The 24,797-nt window shown below is 73.4% G+C and carries 22 protein-coding genes; 11 read left to right on the top strand and 11 right to left on the bottom strand.

Going from position 1 to position 24,797, the window contains the following annotated elements; all coding sequences use genetic code 11:
• Positions 1–6 precede the first annotated feature (6 nt).
• Positions 7–375: an STAS domain-containing protein gene (locus ACH4U7_RS45490; RefSeq protein WP_398533649.1), complete on the bottom strand. Its 369-nt coding sequence runs from the start codon at positions 373–375 to the stop codon at positions 7–9.
• 250 nt (positions 376–625) lie between these two features.
• On the opposite strand from ACH4U7_RS45490, the gene ACH4U7_RS45485 reads away from it, so the two are divergent.
• A complete protein-coding gene (locus ACH4U7_RS45485; RefSeq protein ID WP_398533648.1) occupies positions 626–1,594 on the top strand; it encodes an RNA polymerase sigma factor SigF in 969 nt (322 codons plus the stop codon).
• A 110-nt stretch (positions 1,595–1,704) separates the two neighbouring features.
• Here the strand turns inward: ACH4U7_RS45485 and ACH4U7_RS45480 are convergent, their stop codons facing one another.
• A complete protein-coding gene (locus ACH4U7_RS45480; RefSeq protein ID WP_398533647.1) occupies positions 1,705–2,529 on the bottom strand; it encodes a hypothetical protein in 825 nt (274 codons plus the stop codon).
• Between the two features lie 16 nt (positions 2,530–2,545).
• Positions 2,546–3,253, bottom strand: a complete 708-nt coding sequence (locus ACH4U7_RS45475; RefSeq protein ID WP_398533646.1) for a TetR/AcrR family transcriptional regulator — start codon at positions 3,251–3,253, stop codon at positions 2,546–2,548.
• A 115-nt stretch (positions 3,254–3,368) separates the two neighbouring features.
• Here ACH4U7_RS45475 and ACH4U7_RS45470 point away from each other — a divergent pair, with 115 nt between their 5' ends.
• Complete coding sequence (locus tag ACH4U7_RS45470; protein WP_398533645.1) at positions 3,369–4,316, top strand: zinc-binding dehydrogenase; 948 nt, start codon at positions 3,369–3,371, stop codon at positions 4,314–4,316.
• 82 nt (positions 4,317–4,398) lie between these two features.
• Here the strand turns inward: ACH4U7_RS45470 and hutI are convergent, their stop codons facing one another.
• The 4 genes from hutI to hutU all read right to left on the bottom strand — a co-directional run bounded on the left by hutI (position 4,399) and on the right by hutU (position 10,032).
• A complete protein-coding gene (hutI, locus tag ACH4U7_RS45465; RefSeq protein WP_398533644.1) occupies positions 4,399–5,568 on the bottom strand; it encodes an imidazolonepropionase in 1,170 nt (389 codons plus the stop codon).
• A 110-nt stretch (positions 5,569–5,678) separates the two neighbouring features.
• Positions 5,679–7,022 (bottom strand): formimidoylglutamate deiminase, encoded by a 1,344-nt coding sequence (locus ACH4U7_RS45460; protein ID WP_398533722.1) that lies wholly within the window; start codon positions 7,020–7,022, stop codon positions 5,679–5,681.
• Complete coding sequence (locus tag ACH4U7_RS45455; protein ID WP_398533643.1) at positions 7,019–8,206, bottom strand: allantoate amidohydrolase; 1,188 nt, start codon at positions 8,204–8,206, stop codon at positions 7,019–7,021. The genes ACH4U7_RS45460 and ACH4U7_RS45455 overlap by 4 nt, the downstream gene beginning before the upstream one ends.
• Before the next feature lie 143 nt (positions 8,207–8,349).
• Positions 8,350–10,032, bottom strand: a complete 1,683-nt coding sequence (gene hutU / locus ACH4U7_RS45450; RefSeq protein ID WP_398533642.1) for a urocanate hydratase — start codon at positions 10,030–10,032, stop codon at positions 8,350–8,352.
• 189 nt (positions 10,033–10,221) lie between these two features.
• Between hutU and ACH4U7_RS45445 the strand changes: the two genes are divergently transcribed.
• The 4 genes from ACH4U7_RS45445 (at position 10,222) to ACH4U7_RS45430 (ending at position 14,957) form a co-directional block, all read left to right on the top strand.
• On the top strand, positions 10,222–11,265 hold the full coding sequence (locus ACH4U7_RS45445) for an MDR family NADP-dependent oxidoreductase (protein ID WP_398533641.1): 1,044 nt from the start codon (positions 10,222–10,224) through the stop codon (positions 11,263–11,265).
• Positions 11,266–11,322: 57 nt separating this feature from the next.
• The gene (locus ACH4U7_RS45440; protein WP_398533640.1) at positions 11,323–11,763 is read left to right on the top strand and encodes a MerR family transcriptional regulator; all 441 of its coding nucleotides are present in this window, start codon (positions 11,323–11,325) and stop codon (positions 11,761–11,763) included.
• Between the two features lie 158 nt (positions 11,764–11,921).
• Positions 11,922–13,478: a serine/threonine-protein kinase gene (locus ACH4U7_RS45435; RefSeq protein WP_398533639.1), complete on the top strand. Its 1,557-nt coding sequence runs from the start codon at positions 11,922–11,924 to the stop codon at positions 13,476–13,478.
• A 69-nt stretch (positions 13,479–13,547) separates the two neighbouring features.
• Positions 13,548–14,957, top strand: coding sequence for a diaminopimelate decarboxylase (locus ACH4U7_RS45430; protein ID WP_398533638.1), 1,410 nt, complete (start codon positions 13,548–13,550; stop codon positions 14,955–14,957).
• Positions 14,958–15,575: 618 nt separating this feature from the next.
• On the opposite strand, the gene ACH4U7_RS45425 is transcribed toward ACH4U7_RS45430, so the two are convergent.
• From ACH4U7_RS45425 to ACH4U7_RS45415, 3 genes are all read right to left on the bottom strand, one after another.
• Positions 15,576–16,163, bottom strand: a complete 588-nt coding sequence (locus tag ACH4U7_RS45425; protein WP_398533637.1) for a hypothetical protein — start codon at positions 16,161–16,163, stop codon at positions 15,576–15,578.
• Between the two features lie 143 nt (positions 16,164–16,306).
• Entirely contained in the window at positions 16,307–17,410 is a 1,104-nt protein-coding gene (locus tag ACH4U7_RS45420; protein ID WP_398533636.1) for a MurR/RpiR family transcriptional regulator, read from the bottom strand.
• 47 nt (positions 17,411–17,457) lie between these two features.
• Entirely contained in the window at positions 17,458–18,993 is a 1,536-nt protein-coding gene (locus ACH4U7_RS45415; protein ID WP_398533635.1) for an aromatic amino acid ammonia-lyase, read from the bottom strand.
• A gap of 160 nt (positions 18,994–19,153) precedes the next feature.
• Here ACH4U7_RS45415 and ACH4U7_RS45410 point away from each other — a divergent pair, with 160 nt between their 5' ends.
• Genes ACH4U7_RS45410 through ACH4U7_RS45395 form a run of 4 tightly spaced genes read left to right on the top strand, consistent with a single transcriptional unit; the run spans position 19,154 to position 22,691 of the window.
• Positions 19,154–20,308, top strand: coding sequence for an ABC transporter ATP-binding protein (locus ACH4U7_RS45410; RefSeq protein WP_398533634.1), 1,155 nt, complete (start codon positions 19,154–19,156; stop codon positions 20,306–20,308).
• On the top strand, positions 20,305–20,946 hold the full coding sequence (locus ACH4U7_RS45405) for an ABC transporter permease (protein WP_398533633.1): 642 nt from the start codon (positions 20,305–20,307) through the stop codon (positions 20,944–20,946). Before ACH4U7_RS45410 ends, ACH4U7_RS45405 begins: the two co-directional genes overlap by 4 nt.
• A 1-nt stretch (position 20,947) precedes the next feature.
• Positions 20,948–21,631, top strand: coding sequence for an ABC transporter permease (locus ACH4U7_RS45400; protein WP_398533632.1), 684 nt, complete (start codon positions 20,948–20,950; stop codon positions 21,629–21,631).
• 22 nt (positions 21,632–21,653) lie between these two features.
• Complete coding sequence (locus ACH4U7_RS45395) at positions 21,654–22,691, top strand: ABC transporter substrate-binding protein (RefSeq protein WP_398533721.1); 1,038 nt, start codon at positions 21,654–21,656, stop codon at positions 22,689–22,691.
• Between the two features lie 66 nt (positions 22,692–22,757).
• Here ACH4U7_RS45395 and ACH4U7_RS45390 read toward each other — a convergent pair whose 3' ends face one another.
• Positions 22,758–24,179 (bottom strand): acyl-CoA synthetase, encoded by a 1,422-nt coding sequence (locus ACH4U7_RS45390; RefSeq protein WP_398533631.1) that lies wholly within the window; start codon positions 24,177–24,179, stop codon positions 22,758–22,760.
• Between the two features lie 109 nt (positions 24,180–24,288).
• Between ACH4U7_RS45390 and ACH4U7_RS45385 the strand changes: the two genes are divergently transcribed.
• Positions 24,289–24,738: a hypothetical protein gene (locus ACH4U7_RS45385; RefSeq protein WP_398533630.1), complete on the top strand. Its 450-nt coding sequence runs from the start codon at positions 24,289–24,291 to the stop codon at positions 24,736–24,738.
• The last annotated feature ends 59 nt before the right edge of the window (positions 24,739–24,797 follow it).

Below are 24,797 nucleotides of genomic sequence, written 5' to 3'. Positions count from 1 at the left end.
CGACCGCTACTCGACGAGCGCCGTGTCCAGAGAGTCATGGACCGTGAAGACGGCCTCCGCGCCTGTGATCTCGAACACGCGCGCCACGACCGGCCGCATCGCGACCAGATGGACCGCGCCGCCCTCGGCCTCGGCTTTCAGACGGGCGCCGAGGAGGACGTTGAGCCCGGTGGAATCGCAGAACTCCAGCCTGGAACAGTCCACGACCAGCCGCGCATGCCCCTCCTCCACGCAGGCCTCAAGCGGTTCGCGCAACGCCTCGGCGGTGTGGTGATCCAGCTCACCCGCCGGTGTCACGACCGCGCTCGACCCATGGTGCCGAACCTCGACCCGCAGTCGGCCCTTGCTTGCGCTGCCGACCATCTGGCGGTCCATGTGCGCACCTCTTCTGGCGTCTCGTTGCTTTCGATTGCGCGCATCGAACATTACGCCTTCTCCACGCCCTCCGGTAGCTGAACATTCCACATAACTCGCCAAATATGGACAAGATGGACTTGCCACTTGCGGGTGATTGCGGGTAGGCGTAGAGAGACACATCCACCACGGCCGGCTTTGGAGGCGCCGCAAACCGCAGCAGCACGTAATGGCATCGGCAGCCATATGCCGAGAATGAGGGAGGAGACTTATGTCACCCCGGCTCGACGAATCGCGCCCCGATTCCTCTGTGAACACATCGGCCACTCAGGACACTCGGATCAACGCATCGTCGACAATGACGTCGTCACAGCAGCTCACATCCGGTCCGGATGGCCCCGTGGCCACCGGCCATTCTTTCGAGGATCTGCCCGAACTGGCAGACCTACCGGAGATTCCGCCGTACGAGACGGTGGGCCCGGTGGACGCGCGGGCGCTGTCCAAGACGCTCTTCGAGCGGCTCGAAATCCTCGAAGAAGGCACACACGAGTACGCGTATGTGCGCAACACCCTGGTCGAGCTCAACTTGGCCCTGGTCAAGTTCGCCGCCTCCCGCTTTCGCTCCCGCAGCGAGCCCATGGAGGACATCGTCCAGGTCGGGACCATCGGCCTGATCAAGGCCATCGACCGCTTCCAGCTCAGCCGGGGCGTCGAATTCCCCACCTTCGCCATGCCGACCATCGTCGGCGAGATCAAGCGCTTCTTCCGGGACACCAGTTGGTCGGTGCGGGTGCCCAGGCGGCTCCAGGAGCTCCGGCTCGACCTGGCCAAGGCCGGTGACGAACTGGCCCAGCGGCTGGACCGCGCCCCGACCGCCACCGAGCTGGCCGAGCGGCTGGGCCTCACCACCGCCGAGGTCATCGAGGGCATGGCCGCGAGCAACGCGTACACCGCGAGCTCGCTGGACGCCCAGCCGGAGGAGGACGACACCGAGGGCGCGCTGGCGGACCGCATCGGCTATGAGGACCACGGACTTGAGGGCATCGAATATGTCGAATCCCTCAAACCCCTCATCGCGGATCTCGCGCCGCGCGATCGGAAGATTCTCTCGCTGCGTTTTGTGGCGAATATGACGCAATCGGAGATCGGTGATGAGCTGGGCATTTCCCAGATGCATGTCTCCCGGCTGCTGTCGCGCACCCTCGTCCGGCTCCGCAGAGGGCTGATGGTCGAGGAATAAGCGCTCTCCGCAGACGGATAAGGGCCCGCCCCCGCTTGGGACGGGCCCTTATCCGCGCCCATTCAGGACCGCGCCCGTTCAGCTGCCTGCCCGTTCAGCTCCGCGCCCGTTCAGGGCTTTGCGTACAGCTGCGTGCGGACCTTCTCCGCCGCCTTCGCGGCCGCGGCGAGCGCGGCGGCGCGGTCCTTCCAGTCACCGGACGTCACGATCACACCGCCCAGGCGGACATAGACCCGGTACGACGGACCCTGGTCGGCCACGTTCTCCTGCTCGGCGTCGGCGTCCTTCGACTGCGACGTCTCGACGAAGGCGTCGTCGCCCAGCTCCACGTCGTCCGCGGTGTAGCGGTAGGTGTGCGGCGGGCCCGCCTCGGCGTCGACCGCCGTCCGGGGGCAGCTCTTGTAGAGAGCGCGCGTGAGGTCGAGGTAGCGGTCGGCGCGCTCCCGGGTCATCGAGAGCAGGACTTCGGGCCTGATCCCGCCACCGCCCGCGGCCGCCTTCCTGTCGTCGGGGATCAGATGCCGTACGACGCTCGGCGCGCGGAAGGCCCACAGCTCCGCGATATCGCCCGTGACCGCGGCCGGGCAGTCCGCCCACAGGTCGCCGCCGTCTGGCACCCGGGCCACCTGGTTGAAGGTGCCCCGCGCGCTCCACACCTCCCGCCCTCCGCCGGGGAGTTCGTCGCCGTCCAGCAGCGCCTTCTCCAGCTGAGTCTCGGTGAACAGACGGTTCGGGTCGGCGGATGCGTCGACCCCGGGGACGCGTGGGGCGCTCGTGGGGGGCTTTGCCTCCGCGCCCGGCCGGCCCCTGCCACTCTCGTTGGCCTCGCCGACGGTGCCGCCCCGCTCGTCCTCGGTGCCGGAGCCGCAGCCCGCGGCCGGCAGCCCGGCCGCGACCAGCGCGGCGCACACCGCGACTCCCCGCCGTATCCGCATCACTTCTGACCCCCGCTCATTCCGCTGCACCGGACCCGGCCCCGGTCCCTGTCCCTGCCCCGGTCCCGGTCCCTGTTCCGGTCCCTGTTCCGGTCCCTGTCCCGGTCCCGCTGGAGACCAGCTTCGCGACGTCCGGGATCGCGTCCAGCGCCGCCCGTGTCCGCGCCCGCAGCTCGTCGCGCCCGGGGGCGCCCGGCGTCGACACCCACTCCTTGAGCGCGCAGCGCCACGCCGCCAGCATCAGTTCCAGCAGCAGCCGCGTCCGCAGCTCGTCGGTCGACGAGTTGGGCCGGCGGTCCACGAGCGAGCGCACGAGGGCGTCGGTGACCTCCGCGCAGTGTCCGAGGCTGTGCGCGGTCAGCACCGGGTAGCGGTCGGCGAGGGCGCGGCTGGTGCGGAAGCGGCGCTCCCAGCCGTCCGCCATGTCCGCCACGGCGGCGAAGAGCGTGTCCTCGAGCACCGTCAGCAGCGGGCCGTTCAGCGGATGCGCCTCGATACGCGCGGTGTACGCGGCCCACAGCTCCTTCTCGGGCGCGAGCGCGACGTCCTCTTTGGAGGCGAACGTACGGAAGAACGTCCGCTTGGACACCTCCACCGCGCCCACCAGCTCATCGAGCGTGACCTCGCAGAATCCCTTGTCCGAGAAGAGCTCCAGGGCGGTCTCGGCCAGGGCCTCGCGGGTGCGCAGCTTCTTGCGCTCGCGCAGCGGCAGTTCGTTCACCACGCCCGGCAGCCTACCTCCCGGCGCACCGACGGAGCTTTTGCCGCTTGTAGGCTTATGCCACTGAGTGGCACCATGGCGATTCCTTGATCACCACCCGTGAACAGCGGAGGCGACGTTGCGCGCACTGACGATCGACCATGCGGCCCCCGGCCATCTGTCCCTGGCAGAGGTCCCGGACCCCGAACCCGCGCCCCACCAGGCGCTGGTGCGGGTCGAGGCCTTCTCGCTCAACTACGGTGAGGCCTTCTATGTCGTTCCCGGCGGCGCCGACGGGGACGTGCCCGGCTGGGACGCGGCGGGCGTGGTGGTCCGGGCGGCGGCGGACGGCTCGGGGCCGGCCGTCGGCACGCCCGTGGTCTCCCTCGGCACCGACGGGGCCTGGGCCCAGCTGCGCGCGGTGGACACCGCCATGCTCGCCGCCGTCCCGCCCGGCAGCGACCTCGGCGCGGTCAGCACCCTGCCGGTGGCCGCCGGCTCCGCGCTGCGCGGGCTGCGCCGCCTCGGGCCGATCCTGGGCCGGCGGGTGCTGGTGACGGGCGCGGGCGGCGGGGTCGGGCGCTTCGCCGTACAGCTCGCGGCCCGGGGCGGCGCGCACGTCGTAGCGGCCACGTCGGATCCGTCGAAGGAGGACGAGCTGCGGGCCCTGGGGGCGCACGAGGTCCTGGTGGGTGCCGGAGCTTCGGCCGCGGTGAAGCCGTCCGAGCCGGTGCACGGCGTGATCGAGCTGCTCGGCGGCGCGGCGCTGGTCGCCGCGTACGAGGCGCTGGCCCCGCACGGGACGCTGATCGCCATGGGACACAGCGGCGGCGACGGCGAGAGCTTCGAGTACGGGACCTTCTTCGGCAACGAGGGCCGGCACAACCGGTCCATCACCACGTACTACCTGCTGGACGACGCGGACGGGCTGGCCGCGGACCTGTCGTGGCTGGCCGGGCTCCTGGCGCGCGGCGAGCTCGACCCGCAGATCGCCTGGCGGGGCGACTGGTCGAGGGCCGCCGAGGCGGCCGAGGCGCTGCTCGGCCGCCGGGTGCGCGGAAAGGCGGTCCTGGAGGTGCCGGCGTAGCCCGGCCTGGCCCGGGTCGGACCGGGGCGGCCGTACCCGGGGCCCTGATCCGACCAGGGTGCCGATCAGACCAGGGTGCCGATCAGACCAGCGTGCCGCCGTGCCAGACCGCCGCGGCGAGGGGGACGCCGGGGCGGTAGGCGAGGTGGACGTGCGAGGGGGCGTCCAGCAGGGTCAGATCGGCGCGGGCGCCGGGGGCGACCCGGCCCACGTCGGTACGGCGCAGGGCCCGCGCCCCGCCCGCCGTGGCCGCCCAGACGGCCTCGTCCGGGGTCATCCCCATCTCGCGGACGGCCAGCGCCACGCAGAAGGGCATGGAGCTGGTGAAGGACGAGCCCGGGTTGCAGTCGGGCGAGAGCGCCACGGTCACGCCCGCGTCCAGCAGGCGCCGCGCGTCGGGGTACCGCGAGCGGGTGGAGAACTCCGCGCCCGGCAGCAGGGTGGCGACCGTGTCGCCCTGGGCCAGGGCGTCGACGTCGGCGTCGGAGAGATGCGTGCAGTGGTCGGCGGAGGCGGCGCCGAGCTCGACGGCCAGCTGGACGCCGGGGCCCTGGGTCAGCTGGTTGGCGTGCACACGCGGGGTCAGACCGCGCTGCGCTCCGGCGGTGAGGATCGTACGGGCCTGGTCGCCGTCGAAGGCGCCCTGCTCGCAGAACACGTCGATCCAGCGGGCGTGCGGGGCGCACAGGTCCAGCATCGGGCCGGTGACCAGGTCCACATACGCGGCGGGGTCGTCGGCGAACTCGGGCGCCACCACATGCGCGCCCAGGTAGGTGACCTCGTCGGTGAACGCGGAGGCGACCTCCAGCGAGCGGGCCTCGTCCTGGGAGGTGAGGCCGTAGCCGGACTTGATCTCCAGCGTCGTGGTGCCCTGGCGGCGCGCCTCGCGGACGTAGCGCGCCACGTTCTCCTCCAGGTCCTGGTCGGAGGCGGCGCGGGTGGCGGCGACGGTGGTGCGGATGCCGCCCGCGCTGTAGGGGCGGCCGGACATCCGGGCGTTGAACTCCGCCGTCCGATCGCCCGCGAAGACCAGGTGGGAGTGGGAGTCGACGAAGCCGGGGAGGAGCGCCCGGCCGCCCGCGTCGACCTGATTGTCAGTGGCGGGTGCTTCGCTTGACTCACCGACCCAGACGATGCGGTCGCCGTCGATGACGACGGCCGCGTTCTGGAGCAGACCGAGGGGGCCTTCGCCGAGGGAGGGGTCGTTGGTGACGAGGGTGGAGATGTCGATGATGGCTGTCGCGGTCGTCATCGCGGGGGCGTTCTCCTTGATAGGGCCTTGCGTGGGGCGGTCGCGCTCTGGGCCGTGCGCGAGGCCGTTCGGGCCGTACGGGCCTTTCAGCCCTTCTATTGGGCCCCGGCTCAGTCCCGCAGGGCTGCGATGGACTCGGCCAGGGCCTCGGGGACGCGCGGGACGAGCTGATGAGCCCCGTCCCGTACGACATGGCGCCCGCCGACGACGGTGTGCAGGACATCCGCGTTGGTCGCCGCGAATACGGCCGTCTCGGCCCCGAGGGCGGGCGGGGGTCCCGCGGTGCGGACGGAATCCAGCGCGATCGTCGTGAGGTCGGCGAGCGCGCCGGGCTCGATCCGGCCCGCGTCGTCCCCCCAGCCGAGGGCGGCGTGGCCGTCGACCGTGGCGGCACGCAGCAGCCGGGCCGCGCTCCAGTGACCCCGGGTGCGGGTGTGCAGCCGCTCGTCCATCTCCATGGCGCGCGCCTCTTCCAGGATGTCGATCACAGCGTGGCTGTCGCTGCCCAGCGAGAGCGGTGAGCCCGCCTGCTGGAGCTGGGCGGCGGGGCCGATGCCGTCGGCGAGGTCGCGCTCGGTGGTCGGGCACATGCACACACCCGTGGCCGAGTGGCCCAGCAGCCGGATGTCGCCGGGGGTGAGGTGGGTGGCGTGCACGGCCGTGGTGCGCGGGCCCAGCACGCCGTGGTCGGCGAGCAGCCGGGTCGGGGTGAAGCCGTGTGCCTCGACACAGGCGTCGTTCTCGGCGGTCTGCTCGGAGAGGTGGACATGCAGGGGCGCCGCATGGTGGTCGGCCCAGCCGGAGACGGTCCCGATCTGGTCCACGGGCACCGCCCGCACCGAGTGGATGGCCGCGCCGATCCGAGTGTTGCCATCGCCCTTGAGCGCGGACACCCGCTCCGCCCATGCCTCCGCCGAGCCGTCGGAGAAGCGCAGCTGGTGGGTGTTGGGGTCGGCGCCGAAGCCGGAGGAGAGATAGCAGGTGTCGAGGAGGGTGATCCTGATCCCGGCGTCGGCGGCGGCCGCGATCAGGGCCTCCCCCATCGCGTTGGGGTTGTCGTAGCGGGTGCCGCCGGGCGCGTGGTGGAGGTAGTGGAACTCACCGACGCAGGTGATGCCCGCCATGGTCATCTCGGCGTAGACGGCGCGGGCGAGCTCGAAGTAGCGCTCGGGGGTGAGCTTGTCCGCGACGCCGTACATCACCTCGCGCCAGGTCCAGAACGTGCCGCTGCCGGCCTGGACGATGCCGCGCAGGGCGCGGTGAAAGGCGTGGCTGTGCGCGTTGGCCAGGCCCGGGAGGGTCAGACCGCGCAGCCAGACGGCCCCGGCCGGCGGCACGGGCGTGTTCGCCCGCACCGCCTTTATCCGGCCGTCGACCGCCGTCACGATGAGCACGTTCGGCTGCACGCTCCCGCCCAGCCAGGCATGCTCCGCCCAGTAGGTCTGCGCCGTCAGCGACACGCCAGGCCCTCCAGTACGTCGGCGAGTGCCGTCACCCCGGCGAGGCAGTCATCCTCGGCCGCCGTCTCGGCGGGTGAGTGCGACACGCCTGTGGGGTTCCTTATAAACAGCATGGCGGTCGGCACGGACGCGGACAAAATGCCCGCGTCGTGTCCCGCGCCCGTGGGCAGCACCGGAGCGCCGCCGAGCAGCCGTACCAGCTCGTCACGGAGGCCATGGGCGAACTCCACCACCGGCGTGAACGACTCCCGCGTGACCTTGACGTCCACGCCGTCCCGCTGCCCGCGCTCGACGGCCGCGCGCTCGATCTCGCCGACGACCGCCGCAAGCGTCTCCTCGTCGGGGGCGCGCGAGTCCAGCCAGCCCCGCACCAGCGAGGCGATGGCGTTGACCCCGTTCGGCTCCACGCCGACCTTGCCGAAGGTCGCCAGCGCCCCGGCGAGCCGGGCCTTCTTACGGGCGGCCAGGACCGTGTTCGCGTAGGTCAGCATCGGGTCGCGGCGGTCGTCCAGCCGGGTCGTCCCGGCGTGGTTGGCCTCGCCGTGGAAGTCGAACCGCCAGCGGCCGTGCGGCCAGATCGCGGAGGCGACGCCGACGGGGTGCAATGTCTCCGCGAGGGCGCGGCCCTGCTCGACGTGCAGCTCCACGAACGCGCCGATGCGGGCCAGCCGCTCCGGGTCGGGGCCGATCGCCTCCGGGTCGTACCCGGCCCGCTCCATGGCCTGCGCCAGGCTCACCCCGTCGCCGTCGCGCAGCGCATGCGCCTGCTCGACGCCCAGCTGCCCGGCGGACAGCCGCGAGCCGACGCAGGCCAGGCCGAAGCGGGCACCCTCCTCGTCACCGAAGTTGACGATGGCGAGCGGCTTGGCGGGGCGCGCCCCGCGCGAGCGGAGCTCGTCCAGCGCGGCGAAGGACGAGACGACGCCGAGGGGGCCGTCGAAGGCGCCGCCGTCCGGTACGGAGTCCAGGTGCGAGCCCGTGACGACGGCGTCCCCGGCGGTCGGGTCGCCGAGCCAGGCCCACTGGTTGCCGTTGCGGTCCTCTTCGTAGACGAGGCTGCGGGATTCCGCCTGGGCGCGGAACCAGGCGCGGCAGTCGGCGTCGGCGGGGGTCCAGGCGTAGCGGCGGTAGCCGTTGGTTGACGCGTTGCGGCCGATGGGGAGGAGGTCGCGCCACATTTCGTGGAAGCCGGCGGGTGCGCTGGGCGCCGCCTGCGGTTCCGTTTCGTGGGCGGGTGCGGGCCGGTGGGCGGGGTGTGCCCACCCGTCCCTCCCCCAGCTACCGCTGGGAGGTGCCCCCTCTGCGGAACGATTGCCCACACTCATTCGCTTTCGCCCTCGCGCATGGGGACCCTTACGTTCCGTTCCGCCGCTACCTCGTCCGCGCGGTCGTAGCCCGCGTCGACGTGGCGGATCACGCCCATGCCCGGGTCGTTCGTCAGCACGCGGCGGATCTTCTCGCCCGCCAGCGGCGTGCCGTCGGCGACGGTGACCTGGCCGGCGTGGATGGAGCGGCCCATACCGACGCCGCCGCCGTGGTGGATGGAGACCCAGGACGCGCCCGAGGCGACGTTGACCATGGCGTTGAGCAGCGGCCAGTCCGCGATCGCGTCCGAGCCGTCGAGCATCGCCTCGGTCTCGCGGTACGGGGAGGCCACCGAGCCGCAGTCCAGGTGGTCGCGGCCGATCGCGAGCGGTGCGGCGAGCGTGCCGTCGGCCACCATCTCGTTGAAGCGCTCGCCCGCCTTGTCGCGCTCGCCGTAGCCGAGCCAGCAGATCCGGGCGGGCAGGCCCTGGAAGTGGACCCGCTCCCCCGCCAGCTTGATCCAGCGGGCCAGCGACTCGTTCTCCGGGAAGAGGTCGAGGATCGCCTTGTCGGTGGCCGCGATGTCCTTGGGGTCGCCGGACAGCGCCGCCCAGCGGAAGGGGCCCTTGCCCTCGCAGAAGAGCGGGCGGATGTAGGCGGGTACGAAGCCGGGGAAGGCGAAGGCGCGGTCGTAGCCGGCCAGCTGGGCCTCGCCGCGGATCGAGTTGCCGTAGTCGAAGACCTCGGCGCCCGCGTCCATGAAGCCGACCATGGCCTCGACGTGCTTCGCCATGGCCTCGCGGGCCCGCTGGGTGAAGTCGGCGGGCTTCTCGGCGGCGTACGAGGCCATCTCGTCGAAGTCCACGCCCAGCGGCAGATACGACAGCGGGTCGTGGGCGCTGGTCTGGTCGGTGACGATGTCGATGGGGGCGTTCATCGCGAGCAGCTGGGGGACCAGCTCGGCCGCGTTGCCCAGGACGCCGATGGACAGGGGCCGCCTGGCGTCGCGCGCCTCGACCGCCAGCTGGAGGGCGTGGTCCAGGCTGTCGGCCCGTACGTCCAGGTAGCGGTGTTCGATACGGCGCTCGATGGCGCGCGGGTCGCAGTCGATGCAGATGGCGACGCCGTCGTTCATGGTGACCGCGAGCGGCTGGGCGCCGCCCATGCCGCCGAGCCCGGCGGTGAGGGTGATGGTCCCGGCCAGGGTGCCGTTGACCCCTTTACCCATTGAATGCAGCTTCGCGGCGACCGCGGCGAAGGTCTCGTACGTCCCCTGGAGGATGCCCTGGGTGCCGATGTAGATCCACGAGCCCGCGGTCATCTGGCCGTACATGGTCAGGCCCAGCGCCTCCAGGCGGCGGAACTCCTCCCAGTTGGCCCAGTCGCCGACCAGGTTGGAGTTGGCGATCAGCACGCGCGGCGCCCATTCGTGGGTCTGCATCACGCCGACCGGCCGGCCCGACTGGACCAGCATCGTCTCGTCCTGCTTGAGCGTGGTCAGCGTGCGGACCATGGCGTCGAACGAGCGCCAGTCGCGGGCCGCCTTGCCCGTGCCGCCGTAGACCACGAGCTTCTCCGGGTGCTCGGCGACCTCCGGGTCGAGGTTGTTCTGCAGCATCCGGAGGGCGGCCTCCTGCTGCCATCCCCGGGCGCTGAGCTCGGTGCCGCGCGGTGCGCGTACGGGTCGCGGTCCTGACATGGGCCGTGCCTCCCTGCCGTCGACTGGATCGAGATATTCACATCTTCACCTTGATGAATAGAGCTAGTCAATACCGCCTCGCGGAGTGTTCCGGGGAACGGGCTTGCGGTTGACGTATACGTCAGGTCTTACCGTCTCGGCGTTCCGCTCCACTGCCACTGCCACTCCCACCACACCGAGGAGCGCTCCATGCCGCTGCCCGAGCCCACCCCGGCCGCCGTGCCCGCCACCCACCGCCAGGTGCTGCTGGCCGCCCGGCCCGAGGACACGCTCACCACCGACCACTTCGAGGTCACCACCGCCCCCGTGCCCGAGCCCGGCCCCGGACAGGTGCTCGTACGCAACCGGCTCATGAACGTCGCCGCTGTGATGCGCCCCCTGACCATCGCCGACCCCGACAGCTTCGCCCTGACCCAGCTGCTGCAGCGGCCCGGCAACCCGATGCACGGCCCCGCCATCGGCGAAGTGGTCACGGCCGCGCCCGGCACCGACCTCGCCCCCGGCGAACTGGTCCGGCACCGGCTGGGCTGGCGCGAGTACGCGGTCGTGGACGCCGCCGAGGCGGAGCGGCTGAGCCCGGGGGCGCTGCCCGACCCCGCCGCGTATCTGTCGCAGGGCTTCGCCGCCTGGCTGGGGGTGGTGCGCGGGGCCGAGGTGCGGGACGGGGACACCGTGTTCGTCAGCGGCGCGGCCGGCGGGGTCGGCACACTGGCCGGGCAGTTCGCCCGGCTGCACGGCGCCGCCCGGGTCATCGGCTCCACCGGCTCCCCGCGCAAGGCCGAATACCTGGTCAAGGAGCTCGGCTACGACGCGGCCGTGGTCCGGGGCGCCGGACCGATCGAGGACCAGCTGCGCGAGGCGGCCCCGGACGGCATCGACGCACTCTTCGACAACGTCGGCGGCGAACAACTGCTGGCCGCACTGGCCGTGGCCCGCCGTGGCGCCCGCTTCGCCCTCGTCGGCGCGCTGTCCGCGCAGCTCACCGGCGACGCCATGGCGACCGTCCCGATCAGCACCTTCGACCTGATCGCACGGGGGATCACGCTGCGCGGCACCGCGGCCTTCGACCACATGGACGCGTATCCGCAGTACGAGCGCGAATTCGGCCGCGCGCTGAGCGAGGGCACGATGACCTACCCGCACACCCGGCTGCGGGGCGTCGAGCAGGCACCGCGCGCGCTGTGCGAACTGGTCGAGGGCCGCCATGTGGGCGCGGTGCTGGTGGAGTTGTAGGCGGCTCGGCGCGACAATGGCGCCGAGGCGGAAAGGCACAGAGGGAACGGGGGACCCATGCGGATCGGGGACGCGGCCGCTGCCGCCGGGCTGACACCGCGGGCGCTGCGCTACTACGAGCAGCGCGGACTGCTCACCGCGCGCCGCACATCCTCCGGCCACCGCGACTACACGGCCGAGGACGTACGGCATCTGCGCGCCGTACGCGAGCTGCTGACCGCGGGCCTGACCATCGAGGACGTACGGGCCCTCGTGGCGGCCATCGAAGCGCTCCCCGCGAACCGCCGCGACCGCCCCGCGCCCGGAGAGCCCCGGGCCGACGGGGAGCCGGGCCTGTGCACCCTCCCCAACATGATCGTCCGGCGCCGGCTGGCGTATCTCGACGAGCGCATCGAGCGGCTGACCGAGCTGCGCGACGGGCTCGCGCAGCGGGTCGGCGGGCCGCTGCGCGACCTCGGCCGCGACCTGGACCCCACGCGAACCCAGGCGGCGGGCTAGTTCCGCACGGTGGTGCACCCGAGGCGGCGAAGGCGCCGCGCGCGCTGAGCGAACCGGTCGAGGGGCGCCATGTCGGTGCGGTGCCGGTGGAGCTGTGAACCCGGTCGTGACGGCGTGAGTAGGGTGTGGGGCGCAGCGAACACGGGGGGCGGGAAGCATTGCCACAGCCACTACAGGCGGACGACCCTGCGGCCATCGGTCCCTACCGGCTGACCGGCCGCCTCGGCGCGGGCGGGATGGGCCAGGTCTTCCTGGGCGAGTCCGGTTCCGGGCGGCGGGTCGCGGTCAAGCTCGTACGGCCCGAGATCGCCGACGATCCCGGGTTCAGACAGCGCTTCCGGCGGGAGATAGAGCTGGCCATGAAGGCGGGCGGCTTCTGGACCGCGCCGGTGGTCGACGCCGACCCGGACGGCCCGACGCCCTGGGTCGCCAGCCAGTACGTGCCGGGCCCCTCGCTGGCGGAACACCTGGCGAGCCAGGGGCCGTTCGACGAGCCGTCACTGCGGCGGCTGGGCGCGGGACTCGCCGAGGCCCTGACCGCGTTCCACCGCATGGGGCTGGTGCACCGCGACCTGAAGCCCTCGAACGTGCTGCTGCTCGACGACGGCCCGCGCGTGATCGACTTCGGCATCTCCAAGGCGCTCGAGGGCGGCGGAGGCACGGCCCTCACGGCGACCGGAACCGTGATGGGCACGCCCGGCTTCATGTCGCCCGAGCAGGCGATCGGGCGGGAAGCCGGGCCGCCGACGGATGTCTTCTCCCTCGGCAGCGTGCTGAACTTCGCCGCCACCGGGCGCGGCCCGTTCGGCGAGGGCCCGACGCACGCGCTGCTGTTCCGCGTCGTCCACGAGCCGCCGGACCTGGGCGGACTGCCGCAGAGCCTGCGGACGCTGGTCGAGGCGTGCCTGGCGAAGTCACCCGAGTCCCGGCCGCGGGCGGCGGAGGTGGCGGCGGCGCTGACGGGCGGGGCACCGACGGTGCTCGACCCCGCCGCGGCCCGCACCCCCACGGCCCTCGACCCGCGGACGCCCACCCCGCCGCACGCCCAGCCGACCCACCCCGCACCGGCCGCACCGGGCGCGCCATCCGCACCGGCCGCACCGCCCGGCCCGCAGTCCCCATCCCACGAGCCGCCCGGCCGGCCCGACCAGCCTCGCCCCGGCACCGGTCCCGTACCGGCCACGGACGCGTTCGCCGCCGAGGACGGCGGCCGGGCCGCCTTCAGGCGTCGCATGCGCAGGCCGATGCTGCTGGCGGCGCTCGCCCTCGGGGTGGTGGTGGCCTTGGCCGGGTCCTCGGGCGGGCTGCCGATCGGGCTGGCCGTCGGCGGCGTCCTCGCGGCCGCCTGCCTGCTGACCGGCCTGTTCCACGCGCTGACGTACCTGCACCGCAGCGCCATTCGGGTGAGCCGCGACCGGCTGACGCTGCAACTGGGCCAGGCCGTCTGGGACGTCCCGTGGCAGGACCTGGCGTATGTGACCTACGCGCCCACCCGGACCGGCTGCACCCTCACCGTGCGGGCCCTCCTCAAGCCCCATGTACCGGGGCCCGTGCCCCCTCCGCTGCGGCCCTCCGGCTCGCGGGACCCGCGCGAGGTCGAGTACCACCTCATCTCGGAGAACAAAACCGTACGCGACGCTCGCGCGCTCCGGCTGCACATCGCCCTGGAATCCTGCGCGGGCGGCGTGTACCGGCCGACACCCGGCACGTTCTGACGTCTCTCACCGCGGGACCGTGAGCCGGACGGGGTGGGCGGCCGGGCGGCGTGGTGGTTGGCTGAGGGCATGACGTCGAATCCGGTCGTGGCGGGGGCAGGGGCAGGGGCGGCGGCGCAGGCGGCCGCCCGGCGGGAGCGAGCGGTGCGGGCCGCCGTGGAACAGGGGCTGATCGGGCCCGACCAGCCCGTGGTCGGGCTGCTGGACGTGGCCGGCATCCGGGCCGCCGCGGCCGAGCTGCGGACCGCCTTCGACGAGATCGTCGCGCCGGGCACACCCGTGCTGCACGCCTTCGCCGTCAAGGCCGCCTCGCTGGTCCCCGTACTGCGGCTGCTGGCCGACGAGGGGATCGGCTGCGAGGTGGCCAGCCCCGGCGAGCTGGCCCTGGCCCGGGCCGCGGGCGTCAGGCCCGAGCACATCGTGCTCGACGCGCCCGCCAAGACCACCGCCGAGCTGCGCGAGGCCATCGAACTCGGCATCGCGGTCAACGCCGACAACCCGCAGGAGCTGGCGCGCCTCGACGCGCTCGTACGGCCGCGGACGGGCCCCGGGCCCGCCCTGCCGCCCGGCCCGCTCGGGCTGCGGGTCAATCCGCAGGTGGGCGGCGGCAGCATCGGGGCGCTCAGCACCGCCACCGCGACCTCGAAGTTCGGGGTGGCGCTGCTGGACCCGGGGACGCGCGAATGGGTTGTGAACGCGTTCACCAAACGGCCCTGGCTGACCCGGCTGCACGCACACGTCGGCTCGCAGGGCTGCCCGCTGGAGCTGATGGCGGCGGGCGTACGGGCGGCGTACGAGCTCGCCGAGGAGATCAACCGGACGGTCGGCCGACAGCAGATCGACACGCTGGACATCGGCGGCGGGCTGCCCGTCAACTTCGCCTCCGACGAGATCACCCCCGGCTACCGCGACTACGCCCTGCTGCTGCTCGACACCGTCCCCGGGCTGTTCGACGGCCGGTACGGGCTGGTCACCGAGTTCGGGCGGTCGCTGATCGCCAAGTCCGGCACGGTGCTGGCGCGTGTGGAGTACGCCAAGTCGGCCGGCGGCCGGCCGATCGCCATCACCCACGCGGGCGCCCAACTGGCCACGCGCACCGTGTTCGCCCCGGAGTCATGGCCGCTGCGGGTGATGGCCTACGACGGGGAGGGCGTGCCCAAGCCGACCGGGCCCGACGGCCCGGTCGCCCAGGACGTCGCCGGGCCGTGCTGCTTCGCGGGCGACCTGGTCGCCGTGAACCGGCCGCTGCCCGAACTCAATGCGGGCGACCTGGTCGCGCTGCTCGACACGGGCGCGTACTACGTCTCCAACCACTTCGCCTACAACAGCCTGCCCCGCCCCGGGATCTACGGCTTCTCGGTCGCCGGCGGCGGCAAGAACGGCCGCGTGCGCTTCGCCCCCGTACGCTCGCCGCAGTCCCTCGACGAGATCGTCGCCGAGAGCGGCGGCGAGCACATGGGCGCGCTGTCGGGGCTGTGATCCGCGCGCGTGCGGGCGGCGCGTGCGGGACGCGCGGGCGGCGCGGCGCGGCGCGGCGCGGCGCGGGCAGCGCGGGCAGCGCGGGCAGCGCGGGCAGCGCGGGCAGCGCGGGCGAGCGTGACGCCCGGCCCATCGCGCCCCGGCCCCCGTGTCCCGTACGTCGCCTGCGCGTCAGCGCGGCGCAAGCGCGTCAGCGCGGCGCACATAACGCCCCCACGGCGTGAGGCCCACGGGAACAGCGTCAGCGCGGCCGTCAGCAGCGCCGCGCGCATCGGGCTGAATCGCAAGGCGCCGATGGACGCGGAAAGCCAGCGGCACCCGCCCTCCGACACCTCACAGCAGGGCGGCCGTCAACGGCACTGCGCGCCGTCGGGCCTGCCCCTCGGGCACGGGCGGCGCGGAACGTGCCTCACCAAGCCATGGCGGCGCCCGCCCATAGTGCCGCGCACCAGCCGGGCGGCGGTGGCCACCGGCGCGGCATCGGCGCAACACGCGCACCGCCGACGCGACGCGCACACCGCCACCGCGGCGCACGCGCGGCTGCGCCCCGTGAGCCCGTCGGCGTCACGCCACCGCGCCACCGCGCCAGCGCGGCATACGCCGCCTCAGCGCGCCGCCTCAGCGCGCCGCCCCGGCCGTCGCGCGACCGCGCCGGGCGCCACCCGGCCCCGCGTCGCCGGCCACGATTCCCGTCGTCTGGTAGGCGCCAATGCCCTTGCCCGCCGGCTTGCCGCGGGCCACCCACTCCGTGCGCACCCACAGCAGCACGTCGTTGGCCTGCTCCCAGCGGCCCAGCCACAGCGCCTTGGCCCACAGGCCGGCGCCGACCCCGGCCAGCAGCATCCCGGCGGCCGCGGGTACGGCGAACGACGACCCCACCGCGGCCAGGAACGCCAGCAGCAGCCACCAGCGCAGTGCCCGCCGCCGGGCCCGTACGGTCACCGCGCGGTCCTGGAGGAACACCGACTTGCCCGCCCGGGAGGCGGCGCGCGCCAGTTCCAGATACCGTCCCCGGCGCACCAGGAAGGCCACGGCCGCCGCGATCAGGAACAGCGCCGCTCCGGCCAGCACTCCGATCCGGCGGCCCGTCAGCCCCGGCACCAACACCCCGACGCCGGCGGCCAGTACGCCCGGCCACCACAGCCACCCCGCCGGCGCCCGTACGACCACGGCCACCCGGGCCAGCGCATATGCCCCGCGCCCCACGACAGACCTCCTCCTGGTCAACGAATTCGGCTCATGCTCAAGCCGTACATACATCCGTTCGGGGACGGACTCTAGTCACCAGGTGTGAGAATTCCGTGAGACGCGCCTACTCCACGCCTACTCCACGCGCCTACTCCACGCGCCTACTCCACGAAAAGCCCCCGCTCCGCGGCCTTCGCGTCGAACTCCTCCAGCCGCGCCTGTGCCTCCGGCAGCGCGTCGCACATCGCCTCCAGCAGCACCCGCCCCAGCAGCATCGGCGCGCAGGCCGTGTCGAAGGCGAGGCCGGTGCCGACGGCCGCGGGCAGCAGCAGATCGCTGTGGCGGGCGACCGGGGCGAAGGCGCTGTCGGCGACGGTCACCACGGTCAGCCCGGCGGACCGGGCGTACTCCAGGCCCTCGACGACCTCGCGCGGATGGCGCGGCAGGGCGAAGCACAGCAGGGCGCTCGCGCCCGCGCGTACGGCGGCGTCGACGCGGTCGGTGAGCATGGTGCCGCCCTCGTCCAGCAGGCGTACGTCCGGGTGGACCTTGCGCGCGAAGTACGCGAAGCCGCCCGCCTGGGCGGAGGCCGCGCGCAGCCCGAGGACCGGCAGCGGCCGGGACTCGGCGAGCAGCCGCCCGGCCCGGGCGACCGGGGCCGGGTCGGCGAGGAGGGACGCCAGATGGCGCAGGTTGTCGATCTCCGACTGCACCGCCTGCTGGTACTCGTTGTACGCGTCCTCGCCCGCGACCCGCTCGGCGACGGCGGCGGGGGCGACCTCCCGCAGATGTCTGCGCAGCGCCGGGTAGCCGTCGAAGCCGAGGGCGACCGCGAAACGGGTCACCGACGGCTGGCTGACGCCGGCCAGTTCGGCGAGTTCGACGCTCGACAGGAACGGCGCGTCGGCCGCCCGCCGCACCATGCAGTGGGCGATGCGCCGCTGGGTGGGCGTCAGGCGGTGGCCCTCGAAGAGCTGCTGCAGCCGCGCGGCGCCATTGCCCGCCCCGGCCACCTCGTCCGCACCGGCCGCACCGGCCGCACCGGCCGCGCCGCCCGCCCCGACCGCGCCGCCCGCCCCGGCCACCTCGTCCGCACCGACCGCGCCGGCCGCCCCGACCGCGCCGCCCGCCCCGACCGCGTCGCCCGCCCTGCCCGCACCGACCGCCCCGACCTCGTCGCCCGCACCGCCCGCACCGGCCGCGTCGCCCGCACCGGCCGTGCCGGCCAGCCGGGCCTCCGCCGACGCCCCCGTATCCGTACTCATCGTTCTCTCCTGCCCCTCTCGGCCCTCCCGGGCCCACTCCCCGATGCTCAACTTTCCGCGCTCATGCCGCTCATGTCCGCCAGCCCGTCCAACAGGCCCGCGGCCACCGCCACATCCTGCGTCAGCGGACGGTCCTCCATCCTCGGGTCGAGCGCCTTCTCGGCCAACGCGTAGGCCGCGCCGACCGGCAGCTCGGGGTCCGGTTCAAGACCGCGCTGGCGCAGCGCCCGTACGGCCGCGACCAGTTCGCAGCCCAGCACCTGCCGGTAGTTGTCGACCACGCGCAGAGTCTGCCGGGCGGCGAGCGAGGCGAAGCTGGCCTGTTCCTCGACGCCGCGCGAGAGCACGGCGTGGCCGAGGGAGGCCGGGTGGGAGACGGCCCGCATCTCGCCGAGGGCCGCCCCCGCCGCGTACTCCAGGATCATCACGCCCGAGCTGGCGGGCGCGGTGTCGCCGAGGAAGGGGCGCAGCCGGGTGAATTCCGGTTCGGAGAGCGCGGCGAGCCGGGCGGTGGACAGCCGGGCGGTCTGCAGGGCGGCGAGCCGGAAGTGGTCGAGGGCGAGGGCGGTGTGCGCGGCGTAGAAGTTGCCGTGGTGGTAGGCGGCCTCGTCGTCGGGGCAGATCAGCGGGTTCTCGGCGGCGGCGTTGAACTCGACGGTCAGCACCCGCTCCAGCGCGTCGGCCGCGTCCGCCGCCGGGCCGTGGATCTGTGGCAGGCAGCGGAAGCCGTACGGGTCCTGGATCCGGCCGAGCGGCGGCGTCGGGCGGGCCGGGGCGCCGAGCAGGGCGCGCATCCGGGCGGCCGCCTCGACGGAGCCGGGGTGCGGCCGGGCCTCGTGCACGGGCTGGGCGTATGCCTCCAGTGAGCCGCCGACCGCGATCAGCGAGAGCGCGGCGACGGTGAGCGAGGCGGCCAGCAGTCGCCTCAGCTCGGCCAGGGCCAGCGCCGACTGGCCGAGGGTGAGGGCGTTGCTGCTGATGAGGGCGAGGGCGTCGTTGCTGTCGAGCTCGATGGGCGCGGGGGCGCCGCCGCCCGGTGCGGCGTCGGTGAGGTCCCAGGGGTGTTCGCCGACGAGCGCGAGGCCGGTCTGGGCGAGGGCGGCGAGGTCGCCGGTGCCGACCGCGCCGTGTTCGTTGACGACCGGGTGGGCGCCGCGCGCCAGGGCCTCGACGAGGGCGGTGACGACGGCGGGGCGCAGCCCGGCGCCGCCCGCGAGGAGCTGGTTGGCGCGTACGACGAGCATGGCGCGGACCTCGCGGGCGGGCAGCGGCGCGCCGATGGCCCCGGCGTGGCTGCGCAGCAGGCGCAGGCCGTGGTCCTGATCGGCGGCCCCGACGTCCTCGGTGCGGTTGGCGCCGACGCCGGTGCTGCGGCCGTAGACGCGCCCGCCGGCGGCCAGCCGGCTCGCGGTCTCCCAGGCGTGCTCGGCGCGGGCGAGGGCGGCCGGATCGGGCGCCGCGGGGCGGCCCGTACGGTCGGCGAGCCGTACGACATCGACCACGCGCAGGGTCCGCCCGTCCAGCACGATACGCGGCGCGGCGTCACCCGCCGTGCCCGCCGAGTCCAGAATCTGAGACAACATCCAGAGGAGCCCCTTCCATCCGCACCCTTATCGGACGGAGACATGCATTCCGTCCCGCATTGTGAGCAGAAGTCACCGTTGATTAACGCCAAACTCTTGACTTCTATTCACTCGCCTATGACTGTGCATGACTATATGCAGACAGGGCAAGGGGAAGCGGATGATCAGCTTCAAGCACGTCAGCAAGCACTACCCGAACGGCACCACTGCCGTCGACAACCTCGATCTCGAACTCCCCGAGGGCGACATCACCGTCCTCGTGGGCTCCTCCGGCTGCGGTAAGACCACCACCCTCCGGATGGTCAACCGGATGGTCGACCCGAGCAGCGGCACGATCAGCGTCGGCGGCCGTGACATACGCAAGGCCGACGCCGCCGAGCTGCGGCGCGGCATCGGCTACGTCATCCAGCAGGCCGGGCTGTTCCCGCACCGCACGGTGCTCGACAACATCGCCACGGTCCCGCTGCTGCTCGGCTGGGGCCGCCGCAAGGCGCGGGCGCGCGCCGCCGAACTGCTGGAGCTGGTGGGCCTGACCGCCGACGCCGGCAAGCGGTACCCGCATCAGCTCTCCGGAGGACAGCAGCAGCGCGTGGGCGTCGCCCGCGCGCTGGCCGCCGACCCGCCGGTGCTGCTGATGGACGAGCCGTTCGGCGCGGTCGACCCGGTCGTACGGACGCAGCTCCAGAACGAGCTGTTGCGACTGCAGAGCGAGCTGCGCAAGACCGTGGTCTTCGTCACCCACGACATCGACGAGGCGGTGCGGCTCGGCGACCGGATCGCGATCTTCCGCACCGGCGGCCACCTCGTGCAGTGCGCACCGCCCGCCGAGCTGCTGGCGGACCCCGCCGACGACTTCGTCGCGGGCTTCCTCGGCGCCGAGCGCGGCCTCAAGCTGCTCTCGCTCTCCACGCTCGCCGACGTACCGCAGCGCCCCGCGCCGACCCACGAGGACAGCGGGCGCTGGCTGCTGGTGACCTCCGAGCGCGGCGAGCCGCTGGGCTGGCGGGACACCGAGGGCCCGCAGGGCGACCGGGCCCCGCTGCTGCCGGTACGCGCGCTGCGGGACGGCGACTCCCTGCTGTCCGCCCTCGACGAGTCGATAGCCTCCCCGGCCGGGCTGGTCGCCCGGGTGGACGCGGACGGCGTTCTGACCGGTGTGACCGACCGCGAGCTGATCCATGAGCACGCGGGGCGGCGCCACGCCGCGGCCGCGCGGGCCGCCACGGCCGCCACGGCCGCGCCTCAGGAAACCCCCGGCCCCCAGGACCCCCAGGACCCCGACGCCCAGGACGCCGACGCGAGCGTGACGGCATGACCATCGACTGGGACTGGTTTCCCGACCACCGCGACGACCTCGTCCGGCTCACCGTCGACCATCTGTCCACCGCCATCCCCTCCGTACTCTTCGGGCTGCTGATCGCGCTGCCGCTGGCCGTGATCGCGCACCGGGTACGGCCGCTGCGGGGGCTGCTGCTGGGGCTGTCCAACGTCCTGTTCACCATCCCGTCCATCGCGATCTTCGTGCTGCTGCTCCCGGTCACCGGCCTCACCCGCACCACCGCGATCACCGGCCTGACCATCTACACGCTGGTCGTGCTGCTCCGGAACACCGTCGAGGGCCTGGACAGCGTCCCCACCAAGGTCCGCGAGGCGTCCAAGGCCATGGGCACCCGCCCGCTGCGCACCCTGCTCACCGTCGAGCTGCCGCTCGCCTTCCCGGTGATCATGGCGGGCGTCCGGGTCGCCACCGTCATGGCGATCTCGCTGGTCAGCGTGGCCAGCTACATCGGATACGGCGGCCTCGGCCAGCTCTTCACCGACGGCTTCCAGCGCAACTACCCCACCCCCGTCGTCGCCGGAGTCGCCCTGTCCCTGCTGCTCGCGCTGGTCGCCGACGCCGTACTGGTGACCGTCCAGTGGCTGTGCACCCCGTGGCTGAGGAGGCGTGCCTGACATGATCGAGCTGCTGAAGAACCTCGTCCACTGGCTCACCAGCGGATCCCAGTGGTCCGGGCCCGAGGGCATCGCCACCCGCCTCCTGGAACACCTCCAGTACTCGCTTCTGGCCACCCTCGTCGCCACCCTCATCGCCCTCCCCGTCGGCCTGCTCATCGGCCACACCGGCCGCGGCGCCTTCCTCGCCATCAACCTCGCCGGCTTCGGGCGCGCGCTGCCGACGGTCGGTCTGGTCACCCTGGTCTTCCTGGCCAGCGGGCTGAGCATGTGGCCGGTGTACATCTCGCTGGTCGCCCTCGCGGTGCCGGTCATCGTCACCAACACCTATGCGGGCATGGCCGCCGTCGACCCCGAGGTCAAGGACGCCGCGCGCGGCCAGGGCATGCGGGCCCACCAGGTCCTGTTCCAGATCGAGCTCCCCCTCGCGCTCCCCCTGATCATGACCGGGCTGCGGCTGGCCGCCGTGCAGGTGGTGGCGACCGCCACCATCGCCGCGTACGTCAGCTTCGGCGGGCTCGGCCGGTACGTCTTCGACGGGCTCGCCCAGCGCGACCTGGTGCAGGTGCTGGGCGGGGCGGTGCTGGTCGCCGTGCTGGCCATCGCCCTGGACCTGGCGCTGGCCGGAGTGCAGCGCCTGCTGTTCCGCAACCGCCCCGCGCCCTCGCACGCCCACTCGCACTGAGGAGTAGTCCCGCATGACCCCCATGACCCCCCGGGCCTCCCTGACCCCCCGGGCCTCCCTGAACCCCCGGGCCTCCCTGAACCCCCGGGCCTCCCTGGACCCCCGGGCCTCCCGGACTCCCCGCCCCACCCGCAGGGCTCTGCTCGGCGGCCTCCTCGGCGCCGCGGCCCTCCCCACCCTCGCCGCCTGCGGCGGCGTCACCTCGCTCGACGGAGGCTCCGGCGGTGGCGGCTCCGGCGGCGGCAGCAGCTCGGGCGGCCTGGTCGTCGGCACCGCCAACTTCACCGAGAACCAGATCCTCGGCTACCTCTACGCCGAGGCGCTGCGCGGCGCCGGCGTCAAGGCGAGCGTCCGCCCCAACCTCGGCTCCCGCGAGATCGTCATCCCCGCCCTCCAGCAGGGCGATATCGACCTGCTCCCCGAATACCAGGGCAACCTGCTGCTGCACTTCGACGACACCGCGAAGCAGACGGAGGCCGGCGATCTGCAGAACGCCCTGGCCGTCGCCCTCCCCACCGCCCTGGAAGCCCTCCCCTACGCCGCCGCCGAGGACAAGGACGTCTTCGCCGTCACCAAGGAGACGGCCGACAAGCACGGGCTGCGCAGCCTCGCCGACCTCCACAAGCTCGACGGCAAGCTGGTCTTCGGCGGCCCGGCGGAGGACAAGAAGCGGGTCGTCGGCCTGGTCGGCCTGAAGGAGGTCTACGGCACCACCTTCAAGGAGTTCAAGTCGCTGGACGCCTCCGGTCCGCTGGTCAAGGGCGCCCTGAAGAAGGGCGACGTCGACGTCGCCAACCTCTTCAGCACCGACCCCGACATCCAGGCCAACGGCTGGATCATGCTCGCCGACCCCAAGCAGCTCATCCCCGCCCAGCACATCGTCCCCGTCATCCGCAGCGCCAAGGCCGACGCCAAGGTCCGCAGGGCCCTGGCCCGGCTGGGCGGCGCGCTCACCACGCAGGAGCTGGCCAAGCTGAACAAGCTGGTCGACGTGGAGAAGAAGGACCCGGACGACGTGGCGGGGGACTGGGCGAAGCGGAACGGCCTCACCAAGGGATAGCGCCGCCTCGAAGGCAGCGCGGCCCCACCCGGACCGCGCTGCCCAGCCCTGTACCTCAGGCCGGGATCAGGCCGGGGGCAGCAGCTTCTTCTGGGGCTTCCCCATGGCGTTGCGCGGCAGCGCCTCCAGGAAGCGGACCTTGCGGGGGCGCTTGTGGACGGAGAGCTGTCCGGCCACGAAGTCGATGAGCTCCGCCTCGCTCACCCCGTCGGCGACCACATACGCCACGATCTGCTGGCCCAGGTCCTCGTGCGGGGCGCCCACGACCGCCGCCTCGCGCACCGCCGGGTGGTCCAGCAGCGCGTTCTCGACCTCGCCCGCGCCGATGCGGTAGCCACCGGACTTGATCAGGTCGGTGGAGGCCCGGCCGACGATGCGGTGGAAACCGTCCGGCTCGATGGCGGCGATATCGCCGGTGCGGAACCAGCCGTCCTCGGTGTAGGAACCCGCGGTCGCCTCGGGGCGGTTGAGGTATCCGTCGAACAGGGTCGGACCGGTGAGCTGCAACTCGCCGATCTCCGCGCCCTCCTCGGCGGCCACGCGGGTACGGATGCCCGACAGCGGGGTGCCGACATAGCCGGGGCGGCGCTCGCCGTCCGCGCGGGTGCTGATGGTGATCAGCGTCTCGGTCATGCCGTAGCGCTCTACGGGCCGGTGCCCCGTCAGCTGCTCCAGATCGCGGAAGACGGGCGCGGGCAGCGGGGCGCTGCCGGACACCAACAACCGGGCGCCGGACAGGGCGCGGGCCGCGTCGGGGTCCTGGACGACCCGGTGCCAGACCGTCGGCACGCCGAAGTACAGGCTGCCGCCCGCCGCCGCGTACGCCGCGGGGGTCGGCCGGCCGGTGTGCACCAGACGGCTGCCCACCCGCAGCGCGCCCAGCACACCGAGCACCAGCCCGTGCACATGGAACAGCGGCAGGCCGTGGACCAGCGTGTCCTCCGCCGTCCAGGCCCAGGCCCCGGCCAGCGCGTCCAGGTCGGCGGCGACCGCGCCCCGGGAGATCAGGGCGCCCTTGGGCGCGCCGGTGGTGCCGGAGGTGTAGAGGACGAACGCCGTCGACTCCGGGTCCGGCTCCGGCCCGCTCCACGCCGCGCGCTCGGCCAGGTCCACCGGGACGGTCTCGACGGGGGCGGCGGGCCCGGTGTCCTCCTCCGTCGGCGAACCCGTCGGTGAACCCGTCAGCAGCAGCGCGGCCTTGGAGTCCCGGAGGATGTGGTCCCGTTCCGCGGGCCCCGAGTCCGGCGGTACGGGCACCACGGGCACCCCGGCGAGCAGCGCGCCCACCACGGCCGTCACCGTCTCCGCCGTCGGACTCGCCCGTACGGCGACGACCGGCGCCCCGGCGATCCTGGCCGCGACCGCGCCCGCGGCGCCGAGCAGTTCCTCGCGGGAGCAGGCACGGCCGCCCACGGTGAGCGCGTCGGGGCGGTCGCCTCCCGATTCGCCTCCCGGCTCGGCGAGGGACGTAAGCAGAGGTGCGGACACGGACTGGCTCCTTCCACAGCGGGCCGGGAGGTACGGGTACCTGTCCCCCCACACGTTTCGGGGGGCTAGCCCCACCGACAACACGTCCCTGAGACCGTACCGTCGGAGCATGGACAGCCGGGACGCCGATCTCAAGCGCGAACTCGACGCGACCCTCCAGACCCGCAAGGAGCTGGGGGCCGAGTACGAGACGGAGCTGGTCGACTCCTTCATGGAGAAGGTCGAGCAGCGGTTCAACGACACCGCGGACCGCCATGTGCGGCGGCAGCTGGCCGAGCAGCAGATGGCCGCCGCCCGCGGCACCCGCCCCCACGGGACGGGCCGGCCCGGCCAGGGGGCCGGTGTCGGGATCGGGTTCGGCGAGCGCTTCGCCTTCGTCGCGACCTCGCTCGTGCTGGCCATCCCGCTCTCCGCGATCGCCGCGGTCAATACGGGACTGTCCGGGCTGGTGGTGACCTGGGCCGGCATCGTCGCGGTCAACGCGGTGCACGCGTCCGGAGGGTTCGCCTGGCTGCGCCGCCTGCGCCGCGAGAAGTCGCACAGCGAGTGGGACGAGTAGCCGAGTGAACGACGGGATGAATATGTCGCGGGAACCGCCGCACCCCGGTGTGAGCACCG

This window comes from Streptomyces sp. NPDC020845, assembly GCF_044334165.1.
GTDB lineage: Bacteria > Actinomycetota > Actinomycetes > Streptomycetales > Streptomycetaceae > Streptomyces.
The sequence above is the reverse complement of the archived record's forward strand: the minus strand, read 5'-3'. Positions and strand labels throughout refer to the sequence as shown.